The 22,272-nt window shown below is 32.1% G+C and carries 15 protein-coding genes; 9 read left to right on the top strand and 6 right to left on the bottom strand.

Annotated elements, in window-relative coordinates; genetic code table 11:
- Positions 1-13: 13 nt before the first annotated feature.
- The 4 genes from AC2A1C_RS04145 to AC2A1C_RS04130 all read left to right on the top strand — a co-directional run bounded on the left by AC2A1C_RS04145 (position 14) and on the right by AC2A1C_RS04130 (position 5,111).
- Positions 14-2,026 carry a fumarate reductase/succinate dehydrogenase flavoprotein subunit gene (locus tag AC2A1C_RS04145; protein ID WP_484023724.1) on the top strand — a complete coding sequence of 671 codons (2,013 nt, stop codon included), beginning with the start codon at positions 14-16 and terminating at the stop codon, positions 2,024-2,026.
- Positions 2,027-2,033: 7 nt separating this feature from the next.
- The gene (locus AC2A1C_RS04140; protein WP_484023723.1) at positions 2,034-2,612 is read left to right on the top strand and encodes a hypothetical protein; all 579 of its coding nucleotides are present in this window, start codon (positions 2,034-2,036) and stop codon (positions 2,610-2,612) included.
- Between the two features lie 18 nt (positions 2,613-2,630).
- Positions 2,631-3,398: a succinate dehydrogenase/fumarate reductase iron-sulfur subunit gene (locus AC2A1C_RS04135; protein ID WP_484023722.1), complete on the top strand. Its 768-nt coding sequence runs from the start codon at positions 2,631-2,633 to the stop codon at positions 3,396-3,398.
- A gap of 171 nt (positions 3,399-3,569) precedes the next feature.
- Positions 3,570-5,111: a TlpA family protein disulfide reductase gene (locus tag AC2A1C_RS04130; protein WP_484023720.1), complete on the top strand. Its 1,542-nt coding sequence runs from the start codon at positions 3,570-3,572 to the stop codon at positions 5,109-5,111.
- Positions 5,112-5,176: 65 nt separating this feature from the next.
- Here AC2A1C_RS04130 and AC2A1C_RS04125 read toward each other — a convergent pair whose 3' ends face one another.
- From AC2A1C_RS04125 to AC2A1C_RS04100, 6 genes are all read right to left on the bottom strand, one after another.
- On the bottom strand, positions 5,177-7,402 hold the full coding sequence (locus AC2A1C_RS04125) for an outer membrane beta-barrel family protein (protein WP_484023719.1): 2,226 nt from the start codon (positions 7,400-7,402) through the stop codon (positions 5,177-5,179).
- A 306-nt stretch (positions 7,403-7,708) separates the two neighbouring features.
- Positions 7,709-8,050, bottom strand: a complete 342-nt coding sequence (locus tag AC2A1C_RS04120) for a DUF3817 domain-containing protein (protein WP_484023717.1) — start codon at positions 8,048-8,050, stop codon at positions 7,709-7,711.
- A gap of 95 nt (positions 8,051-8,145) precedes the next feature.
- Positions 8,146-8,730, bottom strand: a complete 585-nt coding sequence (gene nadD / locus AC2A1C_RS04115) for a nicotinate (nicotinamide) nucleotide adenylyltransferase (protein ID WP_484023715.1) — start codon at positions 8,728-8,730, stop codon at positions 8,146-8,148.
- An 86-nt stretch (positions 8,731-8,816) separates the two neighbouring features.
- On the bottom strand, positions 8,817-10,526 hold the full coding sequence (gene recJ, locus AC2A1C_RS04110; protein WP_484023714.1) for a single-stranded-DNA-specific exonuclease RecJ: 1,710 nt from the start codon (positions 10,524-10,526) through the stop codon (positions 8,817-8,819).
- Between the two features lie 517 nt (positions 10,527-11,043).
- Positions 11,044-11,778, bottom strand: coding sequence for a hypothetical protein (locus tag AC2A1C_RS04105; protein ID WP_484023712.1), 735 nt, complete (start codon positions 11,776-11,778; stop codon positions 11,044-11,046).
- 224 nt (positions 11,779-12,002) lie between these two features.
- Positions 12,003-12,164 (bottom strand): hypothetical protein, encoded by a 162-nt coding sequence (locus AC2A1C_RS04100; protein ID WP_484023710.1) that lies wholly within the window; start codon positions 12,162-12,164, stop codon positions 12,003-12,005.
- A 666-nt stretch (positions 12,165-12,830) separates the two neighbouring features.
- On the opposite strand from AC2A1C_RS04100, the gene AC2A1C_RS04095 reads away from it, so the two are divergent.
- The 5 genes from AC2A1C_RS04095 (at position 12,831) to AC2A1C_RS04075 (ending at position 22,207) form a co-directional block, all read left to right on the top strand.
- Complete coding sequence (locus tag AC2A1C_RS04095; protein ID WP_484023709.1) at positions 12,831-14,717, top strand: tetratricopeptide repeat-containing sensor histidine kinase; 1,887 nt, start codon at positions 12,831-12,833, stop codon at positions 14,715-14,717.
- A 2-nt stretch (positions 14,718-14,719) separates the two neighbouring features.
- Entirely contained in the window at positions 14,720-15,484 is a 765-nt protein-coding gene (locus AC2A1C_RS04090) for a LytR/AlgR family response regulator transcription factor (protein WP_484023707.1), read from the top strand.
- A gap of 89 nt (positions 15,485-15,573) precedes the next feature.
- Positions 15,574-17,061, top strand: coding sequence for a DUF7619 domain-containing protein (locus AC2A1C_RS04085; protein ID WP_484023705.1), 1,488 nt, complete (start codon positions 15,574-15,576; stop codon positions 17,059-17,061).
- Positions 17,062-17,210: 149 nt separating this feature from the next.
- Positions 17,211-20,498: a DUF7619 domain-containing protein gene (locus AC2A1C_RS04080; protein WP_484023703.1), complete on the top strand. Its 3,288-nt coding sequence runs from the start codon at positions 17,211-17,213 to the stop codon at positions 20,496-20,498.
- Between the two features lie 149 nt (positions 20,499-20,647).
- A complete protein-coding gene (locus tag AC2A1C_RS04075; RefSeq protein ID WP_484023701.1) occupies positions 20,648-22,207 on the top strand; it encodes a T9SS type A sorting domain-containing protein in 1,560 nt (519 codons plus the stop codon).
- The last annotated feature ends 65 nt before the right edge of the window (positions 22,208-22,272 follow it).

The raw sequence follows: 22,272 nt of genomic DNA, 5'->3' as shown, positions 1-22,272 counted from the left end.
ATCAAGATAAAATATGAGCACATTAGATTCAAAAATTCCGGCAGGTCCTTTAAAAGACAAATGGAAAAATCATAAAGACCATATGAACCTTGTTGCACCAAACAATCGTGATAAAATTGATATTATTGTTGTAGGTACAGGTTTGGCAGGTGGTTCTGCCGCAGCTACATTAGCAGAGCAAGGATACAATGTGAAAGCATTCTGCTATCAGGATTCTCCAAGAAGAGCACACTCTATTGCTGCACAAGGAGGTATCAACGCTGCTAAAAATTATCAGGGAGACGGAGATTCTACATACAGATTATTTTACGATACTATCAAAGGTGGAGACTACAGAGCAAGAGAAGCAAACGTTTACAGACTTGCCGAAGTTTCTGCAAATATTATAGATCAGTGTGTTTCTCAGGGTGTTCCTTTTGGTCGTGATTATGGCGGTCAGTTGGATAATCGTTCTTTTGGAGGAGTTCAGGTAAAAAGAACTTTTTATGCAAAAGGACAAACGGGACAACAACTTTTATTGGGTGCATATTCTGCAATGAGCCGTCAAATTGGTAAAGGTAGAATCAAAATGTACAACCGTCACGAAATGATGGATCTTGTAATTGTGGATGGAAAAGCAAGAGGAATTATTGCAAGAAATTTGGTAACGGGAGAAATTGAAAGGCATTCTGCACATGCAGTTGTAATTGCTTCCGGAGGTTATGGAAATGTATACTTCCTTTCCACCAATGCAATGGGATCCAATGTTTCTGCTGCTTGGAAAATTCATAAAAAAGGAGCGTATTTTGCAAATCCTTGCTATGTTCAGATTCACCCGACTTGTATTCCAGTTCATGGAACTCAGCAGTCTAAACTGACTTTGATGTCCGAATCTTTAAGGAATTCCGGAAGAATTTGGGTTCCGAAGAAAGTAGAAGATGCAGAAGCCATTCGTGCCGGAAAATTGAGACCGGAAAATATTAAAGAAGAAGACAGAGATTATTATCTTGAAAGAAGATATCCTGCTTTTGGAAATTTAGTTCCGAGAGACGTAGCTTCCAGAGCAGCAAAAGAAAGATGCGATCATGGATTTGGTATCGAAAATAATGATACTAAAGAAGGGGTTTATCTGGATTTTTCTACAGAAATCATCAAAAAAGGAAAAGAATCAGCTTTAGAAAAAAATATTCATAATCCTACCGATAAGCAGATTTACGATTTAGGAAAAGCATGGGTGGAAGAAAAGTATGGAAACCTTTTTCAGATGTATGAAAAAATTACAGCCGATGATCCGTACAAAACTCCGATGAAGATTTATCCTGCTGTTCACTATACAATGGGTGGAGTTTGGGTAGATTATAATTTGATGTCTACCATTCCGGGATGTTTTGTGATTGGAGAAGCTAATTTCTCAGATCATGGAGCGAATAGATTGGGAGCTTCTGCTTTGATGCAAGGATTAGCCGATGGTTATTTTGTTCTTCCTTATACAATTGCGGATTATCTTTCTGCGGATATCAGAACCGGTAAAATCCCTACCAATACAGCTTCTTTTGATGAAGCGGAAAAAGATGTTCAAGAAAAGATACATTTCTTTTTGAATAATAAAGGAACACATTCTGTAGATTATTTTCATAAACGATTAGGACACATTATGTGGAATAAAGTAGGAATGGGAAGAACTCCGGAAGGTTTAAGAGAAGCTATTAAAGAGATTGAAGAAGTACGAAACGATTTCTGGAAAAATGTAAAAGTTCCGGGTGAAGCAAACGGAATGAACACCGAGCTTGAAAAAGCATTTCGTGTTGCAGATTTTCTGGAATTAGGACATCTTATGGCGATCGATGCGCTTAACAGAAACGAATCTTGTGGTGGACATTTCCGTGAAGATCATGCTACTCCTGATGGTGAAGCTGAAAGAGATGATGTGAATTACAAATACGTAGCAGCTTGGGAATATAAAGGGGCGGATATTAATCAGGAAGTGATGCACAAAGAAGATCTGGTGTACGAAAACATTGAAGTGAAAACTAGAAGTTATAAATAATCTGTCTATGAAAAATCTAAAAAAAATATTAATACTCTTTGTATTTGTAATAGGATGCATAAATATTTTTTCACAAAAAATAACTACACAAGCCATTGATAAACCTTCAGAAGGAAAATCATTAGTATATTTTGTGAGATCAGGTGCTGGGTTTATGTTGAACTTTAGATTTTATGATAAAGATACTTTTTTGGGAGCAATTTCTGGAAGTAACTATTTGGTTTATGAATGCGAACCAGGAGAGCATTTGTTTTGGGCTGCATCTGAAAATAGAGACTACATTGAGGCAAATTTGGAGCCTAATTCAGTATATGTTCTAAATGGAGAAGGTCAATCAGGAGCATTTATCGCAGGTGTAAATTTTAAGCCATTAGATCCTAAAGAATTTAAAGATAAAAAACTTTTTTATCAGGTGATTAAAAATGATACTAAACAGGCTTTTACAAAAACTAATGATGATAAGTCAGAAAACATTAAAAAAGGCTTAGAAAAATATCAGGAATTAAAGAAAAATAATTCAAAAAAAATAAAAATTTTGAAACCTGATATGAAGTTTGAAAATGCAGACAAGCCCACAAAAAATTAATCTCCAAAAAGTAAGAAAATGAGTGCAAAAAAAGGATTAAATCTGACTCTGAAAATTTGGAGACAGAAAAACAATAAAACAAAAGGACAATTTGAGGTATATAAAATTTCAGACGTTTCTACGGATTCTTCATTCTTAGAAATGTTGGATATTTTGAATGAAAACCTTATCAACGAAGGAAAAGAACCTGTTGCTTTCGACCATGATTGTCGTGAAGGAATTTGCGGTATGTGTTCGCTTTACATCAACGGAAGAGCTCATGGTCCTGATACAGGAATTACAACTTGCCAGCTTCACATGAGAATGTTCAAAGATGGCGAAACCATTACTATCGAACCATGGAGAAGTGCAGCTTTTCCGGTAATTAAAGATTTGGTGGTGGATAGAAGCGCATTCGATAGAATTATGGCTGCAGGTGGATTTATTTCAGTGAATACTTCCGGAAATACTACCGATGCCAATAGTATTCTTGTTCCTAAAGAAGATGCCGATAAAGCGATGGATGCTGCTGCTTGTATTGGTTGCGGAGCTTGTGTTGCAACTTGTAAAAACGGTTCTGCAATGCTTTTTGTGGGAGCAAAAGTTTCGCAATACGCTTTACTTCCACAAGGAAGAGTAGAAGCGAAGAGAAGAGTTCTGAATATGGTAAAAGCAATGGACGAAGAAGGATTCGGAAACTGTTCCAATACTGGAGCTTGCGAAGTAGAATGCCCGAAAGGAATTTCTCTGGAAAACATTGCGAGGATGAACAGAGAATATCTTGCTGCATCATTAGATACAAAATAAAGACAAAGTTAATAAGCCTCCTTTTTTGGAGGTTTTTTATTGTTAAATCTTTCACAATTTTTAAAAAGAAATTTTAATAAAATTCCCGAATAATGTATTTTTGCCCCAAATTAAAATTCAAAAATGAAATCGAAGATTCAATTATTCCGTAAAAAAAAAAATAATATAATGATGATTAAGAAAATTTTTTTAGTGCTTCTCATAGCTTTTTTTGCTGTTTCATGTTCTAAAAAAGTAGAAGTAAATGGTAAAATTATCGGTGGTTCTCCTTTGGAAAGGATAGAATTTATTGAAGCATCAGGTGTGGGTACATTACCTTTGGTGAATTTAGGTGCAGACAAGAATGGAAATTTTTCAGGAAGTTTTGAAGCTCCAAAAAACGGTATGTATCTAATTAGCTACGCTGGTAGACAGGGTTTTGTATACTTGAAAGGCGGGCAAAAATTTGATTTTACAGCCAATGCAAATGATTTTCCTGAAAGTATAAAAGTAACAGGTGATGCACAGAAAAATAATGATTTCCTGAAAGAAACACAAAAATTTGTTTCTACTTATGCTGCTAAAATAGATATGGGATCTTTATTGACGAAAAATGAAGGAGAATTTTTGAAAGAGGCTAAAAAAATAAAAGCGGATGTTGAAAAAAATCTTGATGATGTTTCTAAAAAATTAGGTGCTGATAGTGAAGTTTTGAACTTCAAAAAAGATGAAATCAAAGCAAGCATTCTTGGTCTTTTGAGTCAATATGCTATTAATCATCCAATGGCTATTCAAAATCCGGGTTTCAAAGTTTCTAAAAATTTCAAAGATTATGAGAAAGAATTGGAAGCCGACAATGACCAAATGGTAAAAAGCCAACCTATTTATAGAAACTATCTTCTTAATAAATTATCATCTGATTATCAGGTTTTTGCCAATAATAATAAAAATACTAAAAGTACTTCTAATTCTGAAATTTTTTCAAAGTTTCTGGATACGAGAAAAGACCTTTCTCAGGTAACGAAAGATTATCTTTTAGCATTTATTATGGGACAATATGATATCAATCCGAGTCTTGATGCAAAAGGAAAAGAAAAGCTAAGCAAACTTATTGATGATAAGATTAAAGAAAGCTCTGTAAAGGACGACCTGAAAAAAGTTCTTTTTGTAATTTCCGGACCAAAAATCGGAGAAGTGCCAGAAGAAAGCGGAATGATAAAGCAGGATGGGAAATCTTTCAAATTTACTGATGTTAAAGGAAAACCAACGATGGTAATGTTCTATACTTCATGGAATCCTTATATCAATGAATCTGTAATCCCTATTTTGAAAGAGGTAACCAATTTTTATAAGTCTAAAATGAATTTTACTTATGTGAATATGGATGATACTAAAGAGCAATTCGTGAAAACCAGCAACGCAATGTTGAAAGGATTTCCTGGAAATAATGTATATGCTGAAGGCGGATTGAATTCTAAATTTGCTGAAAAATGGGGAATGTATTCTTTTAAAACTCCGGGTTACGTTTTCTTGGATAAAGACGGAAAAGTTGTAAGTAAATTTTATTTCAATGTAAGTCCGGGAGATCAAATGTTGGTTGCAGAGATGGATAAATTAACTGGATTGAAAGCTCCAACAGCAAATCCAAATGTTACTTTACAAAACGACATTTTAAAAGCACCAGCGGAACAGCCAAAAGAAAAAGAAGCTCCGAAGGAAGCCTCTAAAAAATAAAGATCAATTAAAAAAACTTTGCCATTTGGCAAAGTTTTTTTTAACAATATAATCTAATTTTAGGATTAGTTTCCTCCTGTTCTTTGTTTTATTTCGTCATTGGCTCCGCTTGCTTTTTTAGCCTTTTGCAATTTTTGATTTCCGAAAGTGTAGGTTGCTGTTAATGTTACCATTCTGTTATATTGATTTTGTTTCACGGAGTTGTACGTTCCGTCCTGCTGAATTCCATAGATGTAATTTCTGTTTTGATCGAATATATCATTGGCTTCAAAGTTAAGCGTCCATTTTTCCCAGATTTTCTTGATAGATAAATTGAAATTCTGTATAGTTCCCAATCTTCCCATCTCTAATTGCAATGGAGTAAGAAGGAAATAATTGAATCCTAAAAACCAATCTTTTTTAGAAGAAAGACGAATTTGATTGTTTAGTTGCAACTGTACATAATTTGCATTTCCATCTATAACGTAAGGTGTAAAGGTGACATTGTTTTTAATATCTGCAGGATTACGATCAACAGTTCCTTTGTAAATATTTCTTCCAAATGTAGCACTGTGATTGGCATTCCAGATTCCTTTAAAAAATTGTTTGTTCATTCCTAATGTTATTCCCATTTCCTGTTTGTCTCCATAATTTGTTCTGATGTAAGCCAATACTCTTTCTCCATCTCCGTTCACTCCCTGAAGCGGAATTTGTTCTGAAGCATCTTTTACATAACTATGACTGATGGTGATGAAATAACTGTTTTTCAGCATATACATCAATTCCTGATTGTAATAAGTTTCTGCTTTTGCAAACGGATTATTTTGTACATAGTTCGTTTTGGTCAGCAAAATAATTGCGGGATTTATTGCCCAAAATGAAGGTCTTCTTATTCTGCTGCTAAAACTGTAAGAAAAGCTGTTATTCTGATTTGGATTGTAATTCAAGCTAAAATAGGGAAGTAGATTGTCAAGATTTCGGGTAATATTTAAGTTTTTATCCAAAACATTTCCTTCGCTTCTTGTCATTTCAAAACGGCTACCTATTTTTCCTGAAAATTTTTCTCCGAAACTTTTCTCTAAAGTCACATAGATGCTTGGAATATTTTCCCGGTAAACAAAATGATTAGATTGGTTTGCATCCAAACCTGTTGGTGGAATCAGATTGAAAAATTCCGTGTTGCTATCGGTTTTTGTAGTGTTAAAGCTCCCTCCGAAACTTAATGTATAGTCCTTGTCAAATTTTTGGATATAATCGATCAACACTCCAAAATTATCAATATACAAAGGAATTTTTTGCTGAATTTTTGCTCCCACTTTTACAAATTCCCGATTCTCATTCAATACATTTGTGACGTTTTCATTTTCCTGAATTCTTTCAAAATGCAGATAAGAAACATTTGCACTCAATTTACTGCCTTTATCATCCGTTTTCAGTTCATAATTCAGATTTATATTATTGTTAACAGAATGAGCATTTTCATTATTATTGGTACGAGTTCTTTCAATAGTATTATTCAATAAATTGGTAAATTCATTATACAGTTCACTTCTTGAATTATTACTCCAATTGTATCGGGAATTAAAAGAAAATGCAAGATTTTGCTTTTCATTGATGTCATAATCCAGATTTATGTATCCTCCAAGATTTAAATTAGGATCAGTAATAGCACCTTCTGAAGTTTGTCTGAAAGGTTTAAGGCTTATATTATTTCCATTTTCCAAAATATAATACTGTCTTTGCGTCCAAGATCCTGCATTGATGTTCCCACTAATTCCCAGTTTATCTTTTCTGTAATTGAGGGTGAAAGAAGCATTAGGATTATTGTAAAAAGACTGTGTATCTTCGAGTTTTACGTTTCCACTGGTTCCGTCTGTACTTTTCTTTTTAAGAATAATATTGATGATTCCTTCGTTGCTTTCCACCGGAAATTCTGAGGAAGGAACTGTAATTACCTCGATTTTAGAAATATTTTCAGAAGGAGTGGCTTTTAGCATTTCGATGATTGCATCTGCATCCATATTGGATTTTCTGCCATTGATATAGATAACGGAAGCATTTTTTCCAAGAATTTTCAGAGTTTTGTTGTCCGTTGTAGAAATCATTGGAGTTTCTTTCAACAATTCTAATCCGTTGCTTCCTTTCGCAATGGGAGAATTTGCAACATCAAATACCAAACGATCGGTTTTTTTCTGAATAACTTTTTTAGTCATCGCAACTTCCTGAATATCCTGAACTTTTGTGGAATCTTTTTCCTGAGCTGAAGCAAAAACTCCGGAAATTAAAAGAATGGGAATAATTAATTTCTTCATGGTGTATTTTTTTGTTTATTTCTGAAAAAAAATGAAGTGAATATGGTTATTAGTCTTTTTTGGTTATCAGTTGTAATGTTATTAGCTTTTAATATTCACTTCTTTTTATTGGCTATTAATTTACATTACAAAGATATATTAAAATAATAGTATCATGCAATACAAAGTAGTAAATAAATTTTATTTTTAGATTAAAACATTGATAATCAGTGCTAAAAATTTAAATTGATTTTTTTGCCTTTCACTTAATAAGACAATAGAAAAGAAATTTTGTTACATTTTGAAAACAAATTTTCTGAAAACAAATTATTCTCTGTCAAATTTTGCCAATTTTTTATCTATCCAAATGGTTGCAAAAGGAAATAATGAAGCCAACAAAGCGAAGACAAAATCTTCATCATCCCATTTGAAAATTTTCTTTGCAGGAAGGCAAAGAAGTAAGTAAAGTGTGAAAAAGAGTCCGTGGAGATTTCCAACAATAATAATGAAAATTGTAGGCAGCAATCCTTCTTCATCATATCTTTTCCAGATCATTGCGATACAATAAAGTAAAAAACATGAAATCGCTTCAGCCACACAAATCTGTCTAAACCATTTTATGATTTTTTCTTGCGGATATTTTGAAAAGAATTTTTCGATGAAGTTCATATAAATGTATTAAATTGTTTATAAAATTAATTATACATTTTTTTAAGTATCAATTTTAATGAAAAGTCTGCTATCTTGTATCTACTATCTTGAATCTATTTATAAAAACTACTACCATCCAAATATTCAAAAACTTCGGGAGGAAGCATTGGTCTTACATTTTTGCCTTCTTTTATCATATTTCGGATTTCGGTGGCAGATAGTTCTATAATCGGAGCATTTATGAAGGAAATATTTTCATGTTGGAAGTATTCGGAATCTTTTTTTTCTCCGTCAAAAATTCTTGGATAAACAAGAATCTGATGATTTTTAATTAAAGTTTCTGCATTTTTCCATTTGTGGAGGCCTTCCAGATTATCTTCTCCCATAATCAGACTGAAAGAGTAGTCCGGATATTTTTCGTGGAGATAGGTAAGAGTATCAATAGTATAACTTGGTCTCGGCAAAGAAAACTCTATATTGGAAGCCCGTATTTTTGGATAATTTTTTACGGCTAATTGTACCATATCCAATCTGTTGTTATCCTTCAGAAGAGATTTTTTTTCCTTAAAAGGGTTTTGCGGACTTACCACAAACCAGAGTTCATCCATATCAGAATGTTCCAGAATATAATTGGCTAAAATGAGATGTCCGATATGAATGGGATTAAAAGATCCGAAAAATAATCCGATTTTTTTCATTAATACCGTTTATTAAATTATCACTGTTTTAAAATATAAACTACAATTTCAAATTTTTCAGAACCCATATCTTGAAACCAGAAACTCTAATAAAATTTCACATCACGAATATTGAGATAATAAGTGACATTTCCTTTCCAGTGATTTTCTTCTACAGTGAAAGCAATATCGAATTTTTTTTCACGGAACTGATCTGAAAATTTACCAAGTTTGAAACCTACACATTCGATATTTCTTCCTGTAGCTTCCTGTTTGATGTAAAACTTCAAATGATTGCTTTCTTTTCCCATGGTTTTTACAATTCCGTGTACTTTCTGGTTTTTAAGTACCAGTATCGGTTTCATATTATGAGGACCGAAAGGAGCGAGCTTTCTATGAAAATTATAAAATTCTCGATTAAGAATATTAATATCAATTTCAGTGTCAATCTGAATGCTTGGTTCTTTCTGATGATCCTGAATTCTATCGGCTACCACTTTTTCGAATTTCAAACGAAATTCTTCAAAACGGTCTTTTTCCATGGAAAGTCCGGCTGCAGCCTGATGTCCTCCAAATTTCAGAAAAAATTCTGAACAAATATCCAACGCTTCATGCACATCAAAATCGGCAACGGAACGAGCTGAAGCCACCATTTCGCCATTATTTCCTTCTGTGAAAACAAGGGTCGGTTTGTAGTAGGTTTCCGTCAATCTGGATGCAACAATCCCAATCACACCTTTATTCCATTGAGGATTATAAACAATAGTGGTGAAATTTTTTATTTGATTGGTTTCAATAATCTGATTAAGTGCGTCTTGAGTAGAATTCATGTCTAATTCCCTCCGTTCATCATTCAGATCCATGATATTATCTACAATTTGATGGGCTTGTTTCAGATTATCGGAAATCATAAGTTCTACCGCTGCTTTTCCATGCGAGATTCTTCCGGCAGCATTAATTTTCGGGGCAATTTCAAAAACAATATTCGAAATCTCAAAAGTGGAAAGTTTTTCCTGAGGAATCAAAAGACGAATCCCGAGTTTTCTGGTTTTGCGCAATGTTTTCAGTCCCAATTTGGCAAGAACCCTATTTTCTCCCGTCATTGCAACAATATCGGCAGCAATGGAAATGGCAAGTAAATCCGTTAATTCAAAAAGTTCATTTTCCGGAATTTTATACATTGTATTCAGACCTTGGCAAAGTTTAAATCCTACTCCGCAACCTGAAAGTTCCTTGTAAGGATATCGGCAATCTTTTCTTTTCGGATCTAATACAGCGTAAGCATTTGGAATTTCATCACCAGGTAAATGGTGATCACAAATGATAAAATCTACTCCGAGAGAATTGGCATATTCTATTTTATCGGCTGCTTTTATTCCGCAGTCTAAAGCGATAATTAACGAGAAATCGTTTTGTTTGGCAAAATCAATTCCTTCAGTAGAAATTCCGTATCCTTCAGAGTTTCTGTCGGGAATGTAAAAATCAAGGTATTTTTTTTCTACAATTTTGGAAAGATAAAGATACATCAGCGCAACAGCTGTAGTACCGTCTACATCGTAATCTCCATAAACCAGAATTTTCTCTCCATTTTCGATGGCAGTTGCAATACGTTCTACTGCTTTCTGCATGTCGGCCATAAGAAAAGGATTATGAATATCCTCCATTTTTGGCTTGAAAAATTCTCGGGCTTTCTGATAATTATCAATTCCTCGAAGAACCAGAATTTTGGATTCAAAAGTTCCAAAACCAAGAGACGAGCTTAGTCCGTCTACAATTTCTTCGTCGGGTTCGGGTTTATAAATCCATTTTTGACTCATAGCCTACAAAGCTACGACTTTTAAATTTCTAAAACCAATGTTTACGGTAAAGTAAAATTCTAATTGAAACCCTGCGAATTCTAATTCGTATAAAATTCTATGAACTATTAAAATTAAGCACAGCCGAATATCACTAACCAAAAAAATCCGTCTCAAACCAAAAAAGTGACACGGATTTTTTATTTTTATCAATTTCTATTCATTCTGGAAAAAAGAAAAAACCGTCTTCTTAGGCAACTTTCTTTTTTGTCCGTATTAAGCTCATAAACCACTGTATAAAAATCTAATTTTACTGTACCCATATCTAAAAACCCTATACAAAAATCATAAATCCCTCCGCTAATTTCTTTTTCCACTGTATTAATTTCATAAATCCCTGCATAAATATCTAATTCTACTGTATGAATATCTAAAAATCTTATACAAAAATCACAAATACCTTTGCTAATTTCTTTTTTCCCTGTATTAATTTCATAATTCCCTGTACGAATATCAAAAATGACTGTATTAGTTTCTTTTATCGGGGCTTTGTAAATTCTAAACCTGATACTTGCCTGAACTGAGGACTGGTAGCACCAAAAACAGATTTTATATACAACTTGACTTCTTTTGCTACCTGAAAAAGACCACTGAGAGGATTATAAAGAACCTGATCTCTTCCTATTCTTGCGTTGGAATATTCGGTATAGGCATTAATCAATGCTGTATTTTTAGCCTGCATATCTGCTAATTTGCTTTGCAGGGAAGTGGTTTTTAATTCTTCTTCATTGGGATTGTATTCTCCGCTTTCCACCAGCACCTGAATGAGATTTGCAAAGTGGTCTATCTTTCTATCATAGCTTTGCTGTGATGTGGAAATGCTATTAACTGTAGGCTGGTTGCTGTCTGTTGCGGGAGGATTTGCAGAATTGCTGCTGCTTTTTCCCTGCAATTTTTTGTTGTAGGTTTTGGCATTATTAACAGTTAAGGGACTTACGCCGGAAACGGTTAATGAATTAATGATTTTTGTTGCTAAAGGATTAAGACCTTCAAAAGCTTCTATTCTCTGATCTGTGGAATTATCGAAAAGAGTTTTTTTGTTTTGAGTTTCTGAAAGTTTTTGTGAAGCCTCCTGATAAAGATTTTCCAAGCTTGCTATCTTTAATGATTCTTTTACGGGAGCATAGGTTTTATCATAACCTTTACAAAAGGAAATAAGTGACTGGAAGTTTGCAATGTTTTTAGCGTGACCTGTTTCGTAAACTACTGGCATAATCAATTTGTTTTTAATAGATATATTTAAAAAAGGTATTTTTCACAATTTTAAAAACTATTCCTGAAATTATCAAAGGGTGTTTTAACGGTTTTTTGTGACCAACAAAAGCCCAGTATTTTGTGTGGCTTTCTTATTTTAATTTTTTACTTTGTCTATCCAAAAAAAAATAAATCCGTTTCAGTTGTGAGACGGATTTATTTTTTTGTTTTGGACTTGAAATTTTATAAAAGGATATTTCCTCTTCCACCTCCTCCTTTTGTAGGTACCAACTGAAGAACTCCATTTTGGTCGTATACATATTCATAACCTTCCGGAGCAACATTTGCACCACCTTGTACTTTCTTCATTTCTTTAGATGAAAGTTTTTTAATTTTTGTGTTCATATTCATAATAAATTATTGTTTGAATAACGAAGATAAATATTTTTTAAATAAAAACAAGAAAAAATTATATTTTTTAGAAATAAATTTGTTTACACTTTTTATTTAACCACAAAAGACAGCTATAACATGCTGAAATTATAGATATACTCAGAGCCTGTTTAAATTTTATTCAAATATTTTTAAATAGTTGATTTTCAATAATATTTTCGAATAATTTGTCATTCCGTAGGAATCCTAACTCTGATTTAAGCTCTTATAAATGTCTAGATTCCTACGGAATGACAGAGTTACGTTAATTTTAATTTAATTTTTAACAGGCTCTTAAATGTAAAAAATGCGATTCGATACAATAGAAAATCGTAGAGATTCTTCATTCCACTACGTTTCATTCAGAATGACAATTCTTTACATACTGTCAAAATATAATAATCTGATATAGCTGATATATATCTTTGATGTAAAAAACATATTATGACAAACTGTTCACTTTTTTACTAAACTATTAACTCTTACAAACAATCATTCAATATTTTTCTAATCCAAAAAACAATCAGAATATTTCTGCGAATTCTAATTCAGAATACGCAAATACTCAATCATTCATTTTATATCTTATCATTTTTCCTATTTTTGGCCTTACGAACATACATGATGAAAAATAATGTATTGAAATTACTTTTTGTTTTCTTTTTCGGGTTTGTTTTTTCACAAAATAAAAGCCTGGATTCACTTTTGATAAAGCTCAATACTGAAAAAAATCTTTCCTCAAAATCTGAAATACTAAACCATGTCTCAGATGAATATAAAAAAAGTGATCCCGAAAAAATGCAGTATTTTGCCAGACAAGCTATTGCCGCAGCTCAACAATCTGGTAACAAAAAAGAGGAGAGTATAGGTTTTATTAATATTGCAGTTTCTAATATTATTCTTGGCGATTATTCTGAAGCACTAAAAAACCTTAACTATGCAGAGCGTATTTATAAAAATTTAAACTCTAAACGTGATGGTCAAGAAGTTATAGCAAAAATATTTGGATATAAAGGGATGATTTTTTCTGAACAAAACAATTATTCTAAAGCTATTGAATTTGACTTGAAAGCCTTAAAAATATATGAAGAATTAGATGATAAAGAAAAAATTGCCAAAATAAGCAATAATATAGGTGTTATATATCGCTCAACAAATGAACTTGATAAGGCTTTTCAATATTTTTGGAGATCCAATAAAACTAAGAAATCTGGGATTGCATGCTCAAATATTGGCTTTATTTATTTAAGTAAAAATAATTTTAATAAAGCAAAAATTTTTTTTGATGAAGCTTTGCTTCAATATAAAAAGACACCAGATGCAAGAGGTTTAGGAGATCTCTATCATAATTATGCCACTTATTTTTTGAAAAAAGAAGACACTGTGCAGGCTAAAAAATATCTTTTTGATGCAGAAAAAACATTTTTAAGCATTCAGGATAAATTTGATGTTACGGATACATATTTAGATTTAGCGAATATTTTTTTTAAAGAAAATAATTTTTCAAAAGCTCTTTTTTACTCTCAAAAAAGCCTGAATTTATCTAATGAATTGGATATTACTGATATCAGAATGCATAGTGAAAAATTGCTTTCCGAGATTTATGAAAAACAAAATGAATCTATTCTAGCACTACAACATCTTAAAAACTATACTGTAATAAGAGAAGAACTTCTAAAGAAAGAGAATTATAAAAATATAGAAAAAGCTGAACAAGCATATCTTAAAGAAAAGCAACAAATTATTACACAGAATCATTTGAAGCAGGAGAAACTGAAATGGATGTTCATTATTTTTTTAATAATCCTCTTTTTTATATGTGCTTTAATCTTTTATAGAAACCATCAAGAGAAAAAAAGAATTTTATTGGAGAAAGAATTGGCGGAGTATGAGCAGAAAGCTCTGCATATGCAGATGAATCCTCATTTTGTTTTTAATTGTCTGGCTTCTATTTCGGCATTTATAATGCAAAACAGTAAAGAAGATGCTATAAAATATTTATCCAAATTTTCAAAGTTAATGAGATTGACTTTAGAATATTCTAAAGAGTCTTTTATCCCCATTCATAAAGAAATTGAAAGTCTTCAGAACTATCTGCAACTGGAGCAGTTGCGCTTCAATCACAAGTTTATTTTTACAATCACAAAAAATCCTGATATTGAAGATGACACGGCTTTGCCTTCCTTATTATTACAGCCTTATGTGGAAAATGCCATTATTCACGGTATCGCTCCTAAAAAAGAAAATGGAAATATAAACATTGATTTTTCTCTTGAAAATGATTTTTTAGTTTGTAAAATTCAGGATAACGGAGTAGGTATAGAAACTTCAAAAAAGAATAAAGAAAACCTCCTGAACGTTCATAAATCCAGAGGATTGGAGATTTCGGAAAAAAGATTAGGAAAGATTAAGGAAATTACCGGAAAAGATGTTTACTATAATATCAGGGAAACTAAAAATGAAACATCTGAAAATACGGGTACATTGGTCACAATAAAATTACCTCTTCAATTTATAAAAAATTAAAAATGATTCGGACAGTATTAATAGATGATGATGAAAATCTTCGCAATGGTATGAAAGCACTTTTGCAGACGTATGCGCCGGAAATAAAAATTATTGGTGAGGCAGGAAGTGTAGAAACCGGCACCCAGATCATACGAATGCAAAACCCGGATGTTGTTTTTCTGGATATACAAATGCATGACGGAACCGGATTTGATATTTTAGAACAATTGAGTTCTCATGCTGACAAAATCATTCCACATATCGTCTTCATCACAGCTCATGAAGAATACGCTATTAAAGCTTTTCGTTTCAGTGCCTTGGATTTTTTATTGAAACCAGTAGATCCTGAAGAATTGCAACATGTTATTCTCAAAATAAAAAATATATTGCATCAGAATGATAGTAATGCTCATATCAATCTTTTATTAGATAATATCCAAAAGAAAGTAAACAGCTATCAAAAAATTGCGCTTTCTACTTCCGAAGGAGTTCATTTGTTTGATATTAAAGATATTATACGATGCGAAAGTCAGGATAATTATACAAAATTCCACATAAAAAATCAAAAACCGTTATTAATTTCCAAAACTCTTAAGGAATATGAAGAATTGTTGGGAGAACATAATTTTGAGCGAATCCATCAATCACATCTCATTAATCTAAACGAGCTAAAATCGTATATTAAAAAAGACGGGGGCTATGTTATTATGAATGATAACTCCCAGATTCCGGTATCACAAAGAAAGAAGGAAAGATTACAGGAACTAATTATGAAAATGAATTAAAAAAAATTAAACATACTATGAAATTAAAATTATTTTTATTGACAATATTTATGTTTTGCTTTATACAGAATAAAGCAGAAATAAACAGTATGCCCAATTCCAAAAAAAATCCGGGTAATAATATTGTGTGTATGGAAGGGGAAACCATTCCCGTTACTTCAGTTGGTAAATACATGCATTATGTAGTGAATTTCCAAAATACCGGAGCAACAACGGTAAAAGATGTGATGGTAAAAATGGACATTGATCCGCAAAAATTCGATATCAATACTCTTGTTGTAGAAAACGCTTCCGCAAGTATTTCCACTCAGATTACGGGTAATACAGCTCAATTTACTTTCAGTAATATACAGCTAAAAGGAGGAGGAAAAGGAGACGTCTTATTACTCGTAAAAACCCGATCGAATCTTCAGGAAGGAGATGTTGTAAGCAACAGCGCGGATATTTATTTTGATAATAATACACCAATAGAAACAAATAATTATACAACAACTATTGATAATCTGAGCTCAGTACTTAAAGCCAAAATTAATTATACCGCTAATTTTAGCTCCGGCTATTTTGTTAATTTTGACGGCAGCCTCAGTACCGGAGATATAGTTTCGTATTCGTGGGAATTTTCCGGAAATCCGGTAGTTTCATCTACTACAGTTGTCAATCCAGACGTAACCTATAATAATCCTGGAAATTACACTGCAAAACTTACTGTTTATGATAGTAATAATAACACTTCATCCCAAACCGTAACTTTCACAATTGGCGGGAGCAATGCAGATATATCCACCGGAAAAAATAGTAATGGTAGTTTTATAGCCATAGATAGTGATGAAGACGATTGGAAAGGATATGATGTCAATGGAACTTTATTTATACCAAAAGTGAGACATGCCTATACAGGCTGGAGCAATGCTGATTTAGGAAATGGAATAAACAGCCAATGGATTACACTGAATAATTTAGAAGGGTACTATAATTATAAAAGCAAAGAATTTGCAATTCCGGAAAATGCTACAGATGCCAAGTTAAATTTAAGATCTCTATCTTTTGTAAGAAACTGGACTTATCTGGTAAAAGTAAATCCTGACGGAAGCGAAACGGAAACAAAAATTACCGAAACACAATGGATGAACGATGGAGCTAAAGGTTGGCTGAATAGCAGAAGCCCTAAAGTTGATAATTATGTATTAACTCCCGGAACTTATTATATTAAAGTATTGGTATATTCCAATAATGAAAATATAAGAGAATCTTTGGATGTAAACGCATTAGTCACTTGTTCGGTAGGTCTTATGAATACCCATAGATTGGGAACTTTTGGAACTCAGGAGCAAAACCATTCGGAGCAGAACATTACAGTATATCCTATCCCTGTAAAAGATGAACTTACAATATCGGCAGATTCTAAGATATTTTCTGTAGAAATCCATGATGCACAAGGAAGAGCAATACAAAGATATAATGATAATTCCGGATCAAAAGCTGTAAAGATTCGTTTACAAGATAAAACTCCGGGAACGTATTACTTGAAAATAAAAACCGAAAAAGGCGTGAAAGTAAAAACACTAATTAAAAACTAATTTTTTACATCCTATATCTTAAACCTTCCTTCAAAATTTTTTGAAGGAAGGTTTTTTTACTGCAAATTCTAATTGAAAACTGTCGAATTCTAATTTGTATTTTGGCATAAGTATCTAAAGAGAGTAGCTTTACAAAAAACATAAATGATATGAAAATAACTAAATCTATTCTTTTTTTATTAGTGTTTTTATGCATTGGTATAAAAGCACAAATCGTTAATTTTCCGGATGCAAATTTTAAAGCCAAACTGCTTTCATCTTCTTCCGATAATACTATTGCAAAAGATTTGAATGGAAATTATTTTGCGATTGATGCGAATGGTGATGGCGAAATAAGCGTAACTGAAGCGCAAAATGTAGGAGAGATAAATATTCAGCCGGAAATGGATAACCATTTCAATGAACCGATATTCCCGGATCCATATCCAATGATGAGTTATGAAGGAATTAATTCTTTCACTAATGCTACTTCGATTGCTCTCAATAGAGTAGCTATTCCTACAGAAGAAGTAAATATTTCTAATCTTTCAAATCTGAAAAATTTTTCTGCTATATTTCACGCTTATGATCCCGGATCTGTGGTGGTTAATAATTGTCCGGCTTTAATAGGCTTGAAAATTTCAGGAATTAAATTCAATAGTCCATCAGTAATTCCTCAACTTAAAAATTTAAGCATAGCGATTGACCATGTTAATCTTCTTAATATTCTTCCACAAATAGAGAATGCAGATCTGCTTGAAAATTTAGAACTGATAAATGATGCTTTCAACTTTTCTGCACTCGATGACAATCGTTATTCATTAAATTTAAGTCATCATCAAAATTTAAAATCGGTTTATATACATTCAATCGGTTTATATAATCTTAATTTAAGCTATTGCAGTCAGTTAAGTAATTTATCTATTAATAGCGATTATTCTCATTATATACCAATGATGTTTGGAGGTGTGGATGTAAGTAATTGTCCACTAATTTCGATTTTAAGTTTTAACGATTATTCAAATATTGGTGGTTTGAAAGCCAACAATTGTCAGAATCTTACAAGTATAGAAAGTTCTTCAGAATTTTTAGGATTGATTGAAGCTAATAATTGTCCTGTTCTTTCTTTAATAAATGTATTTTCCAACTCCGGAATTTCGATGAGTAATGTTCCAAATTTGGAAAATATTTTAGTATCAAAATATAGTGCAGCATCTTTCGATGCGACATCGGCTTCTAATTTAAAAGTATTGAAGTTGAATTATTATGTGAATGGCAATAGTATGTATGATAATTTTTTTGGACCATTAAAAAACCTTACCATTAAGAACAATTCACAACTTCAGGAATTAAGTATAGAAAATCAGACGATATCCCAACTGGATGTTAGTGGTCTACAAAATTTGGTGTCTCTATTTTTAAGAGTAGGATATAATATCAATGCCCAACCTTTACCTGACTTTACAGCAAATTTCTTACATGATTTGAACGCAGAAAACTGTACAGCTCTTAAAAATATTAATATTTCAGGACAAGAAGGTTTGATAAATGCTAATTTTAAAAATTGTACAGCTTTAGAAAAATTTTCATATTATTATGGGCAAGGATATATACAAGGTGTTTTAGAAAAACTAAATTTCGAAAACTGTACCTCAATAACAGAAATAGATGCGATGCAGACAAACTTGCAAGATTTTAATATTAAAAATTGTACTAATCTGATAAATTTATATATATCCAGTGATAATTTAAATGAGATAAATTTTGATAATACTCCAAAAATTGAAAACTTAACTATTGGTAGTAATAAAATATCATCATTAGATATTTCATCTCTTAAAAATCTTAAAACTATATATTGTAGTACAAATATTTCTACTTTTGACGCATCTCAGAATGCCAATTTGGAAGTTCTGGTAATCACTAATAATCCTAATCTCCAATCATTATTTCTGAAAAATGGGAAACAACAATATATAGAAACTTATGGTGGTGCATTTACTAATACCAATATCCAATACATCTGTGCAGATGAATCAGAGATAGAAATGATCAATGCTATTTTGTCTAATGAAGGCAAAACAGCTTCCATCAACACCTACTGCACCTTTGTTCCAGGCGGAACATACAACACGATCACCGGAACGGCAAGATTTGATGAAAACGGAAATGGCTGCGATTCCGGAGATGAGGTATTTAAATATCTTAAGCTAAAAATAAATGACGGAACCAACTCCGGAGAAACATTCACAAACGTAGAGGGAAATTATAATTTCTACACTCAAGATGGAAATTTCACCGTAACTGCCGAAGCTGAAAATCCTGCATTATTTCAAGTTTCTCCAGCTTCCGTTTCTGTGAATTTTGCAGATACTAATAACAATGTTTCTACTCAAAATTTTTGTGTAACAAAGGTTGGAAATGCAAAAGACTTGGAAGTAGTTATTGCACCAGTTACCAATGCAAGACCGGGATTTGATGCCACCTACAAAATGATGTGGAGAAATAAAGGAAATACGAATCTTTCAGGAAACGTAACGTTCAGTTTTGAAAATTCTAAAATGAGTTTTGTATCTTCATCTTTGCCTCATACTTTAGCAGGAAATCAGATTACATATACTTTCTCCAATTTAAAACCGTATGAAAATACAGCTACGGAAATTGTTCTGAATGTAAATCCGCCAACACATCCTACAAATCCTGTAAATAATGGAGACAAGTTGAACTTTAATGCAATAGTTCCGGTTTTAGGAGATATCCACGAAAATGACAATTCATTTGCATTGGAACAAACTGTAGTAGGCTCATTTGATCCGAATGATATTGTATGTTTGGAAGGCAAAACCGCTCCTGTTGAAAAAATCGGCGAATATCTTCATTACATCGTAAATTTTGAAAATACCGGAACTGCCGCTGCCGAAAATATTGTAGTGGAAATGGACATCAATCCGGACTATTTTGATGCTCAAACACTTCAGGTGCAAAATTCTTCTCATTCACTTTATACAAAAGTAACAGAAAATAAAGCTGAATTTATTATGAAAAATATAAATCTTGGAAGTGGCGAGCATGGAAATGTGGTGTTGAAAATGAAAACCAATACGTCTTTGCAAAATGGAGATCATGTAGCCAACAATGCCAATATTTATTTCGACTATAATTTCCCGGTGAAAACCAATGATGCAGTAACCACTTTTGGTGAAGAAACCTTTCAGGCAAATGAAGTGAAGGATAATTCTGTAAATGTATATCCTGTTCCTACAAAAGGAGAATTGACTATTGATGCGGATTCTAAAATCCTTTCTGTAGAAATATATGATGTTCAGGGAAGAATTGTACAAAAGCAAATTGGCGATTCTAAGAACACAAAACTTTTTTTGAAAGCAAGTTCGGGACTTTATTACTTGAAAATAAAAACCGAAAAAGGCGTGAAAGTAAAAACACTAATTAAAAACTAATTTTTTACATCCTATATCTTGAACCTTCCTTCAAAATTTTTTGAAGGAAGGTTTTTTTACTGCAAATTCTAATTGAAAACTGTCGAATTCTAAATATGAATTGATGTCATTATTGAAATGATTTAATTTTACTTAAAAACACAAATGACATGAAAACAATGAGATCTATTCCTTTTTTGTTGCTGCTTTTCTGTATTACGACAAAAGCACAAATCATAAATTTTCCGGATGCAAATTTTAAAGCCAAACTACTTTCATCTTCTTCTGACAATATTATTGCAAAAGATTTGAATGGAAATTATTTTGCCATAGATATGAATGGAGATGGAGAAATACAAATGAGCGAAGCAGAACAAGTGAGCGAATTATCTTTTGGTCTTGCTTATTACATGACATCTGTTGAAGGTATTTTGAATTTTACTCATTTAAAAAAATTAAATATTTCCGAAATAAACAATGAATCTTTCATTGCTTTTGATTTGCACGAAATGCAAAATTTAGAAGAAGTATCTGTAGCAGATTTCCCGCTAAATTCCGATGCAATTCTTTACAATATTTCATTTGATTTATCCAATTGTTTAAAATTAAAGAGTTTCAAGGGGGCTGTAGACGGGTTAAATTTAACCGGATGTACATCCTTAGAGTCTATTGAATGCAGTGGTAATTATTTTGGATACACAGATGCAAATGTTGTTATAAATTTTCAGCAGACTCCGAATTTAAAGAATATTTCATTTCATAATGTGGATCTCAGCTCTATGAATTGGAATGGATTAAATAGACTGGAAACATTGAGATTAACATCCCGAGCTCAAGATTCAAATCAGTATAATGCTATAAGTAATATAGATTTGTCTAACAATATCCATTTAAAAAAGGTATACATCAATTATTGGTCAAATTATCGCTTTCATGATGAGTATACTACAAATAATGATTTAATTTTAAATTCACTGAATGTACAAGGCTGTTCACAACTTGAGATATTGGATTGTGAATATGGTAGGGTAAATATAAATTATAATGGCTGTAATAATTTAAAATATCTAAGTTATGAACCTATGGTTTCAACTTTGAATTTTGCCAACTATACAAATTTAGAAACGCTTATTCTTTCTCATGGTGTAGCTTATAACGTCTATTATGAACCAATAACTTCTCCTACTTTAATCTCTTTAAATGCGAACGGATTACAACAATTAAAAAATTTGAAAGTAGACAATCAACTTCTTACAATTTTAGATTTAAGCGGTGATAGCAACCTACTACAATTATCTCTTTTAGAAAATCCTTTAGAAAATCTATATATAAAAAATGGTAGTAACGAAGAGGTAAATCTTCCTTATTCAATATCATATATCTGTTGTGATGAAAGCCAAATACCATCAGTACAGAATTATCTTACACAGCATAATATTAATGATTGTACTGTCACATCATCCTGTTCTTCTTCCACACTGCAAACCCAAGAACAAGATAGACAAAATATTTCCATTTATCCAGTACCAACAAAAGCTGAAATTACTATTAAATCTGATGAAATCATTCAGTCTGTCGAAATTTATGATGTGCAAGGAAGAATGCTTCAAAAACAAAATGCTAATTCTAAAATTTTAAAACTTTCAATGCAAGGAAAAGATTCCGGAGTCTATCATCTGAAAATAAAAACCGAAAAAGGAATCATAAACAAAAAAGTAGTTAAAGAATAAAAAACACAAATGATGAAAAGTCTTTCAAATTGAAAGACTTTTTTTGTTTTGATTTTCAATTATTT

Source organism: Chryseobacterium sp. HNCC26DJ241 (assembly GCF_057180505.1).
The sequence above is the reverse complement of the archived record's forward strand: the minus strand, read 5'-3'. Positions and strand labels throughout refer to the sequence as shown.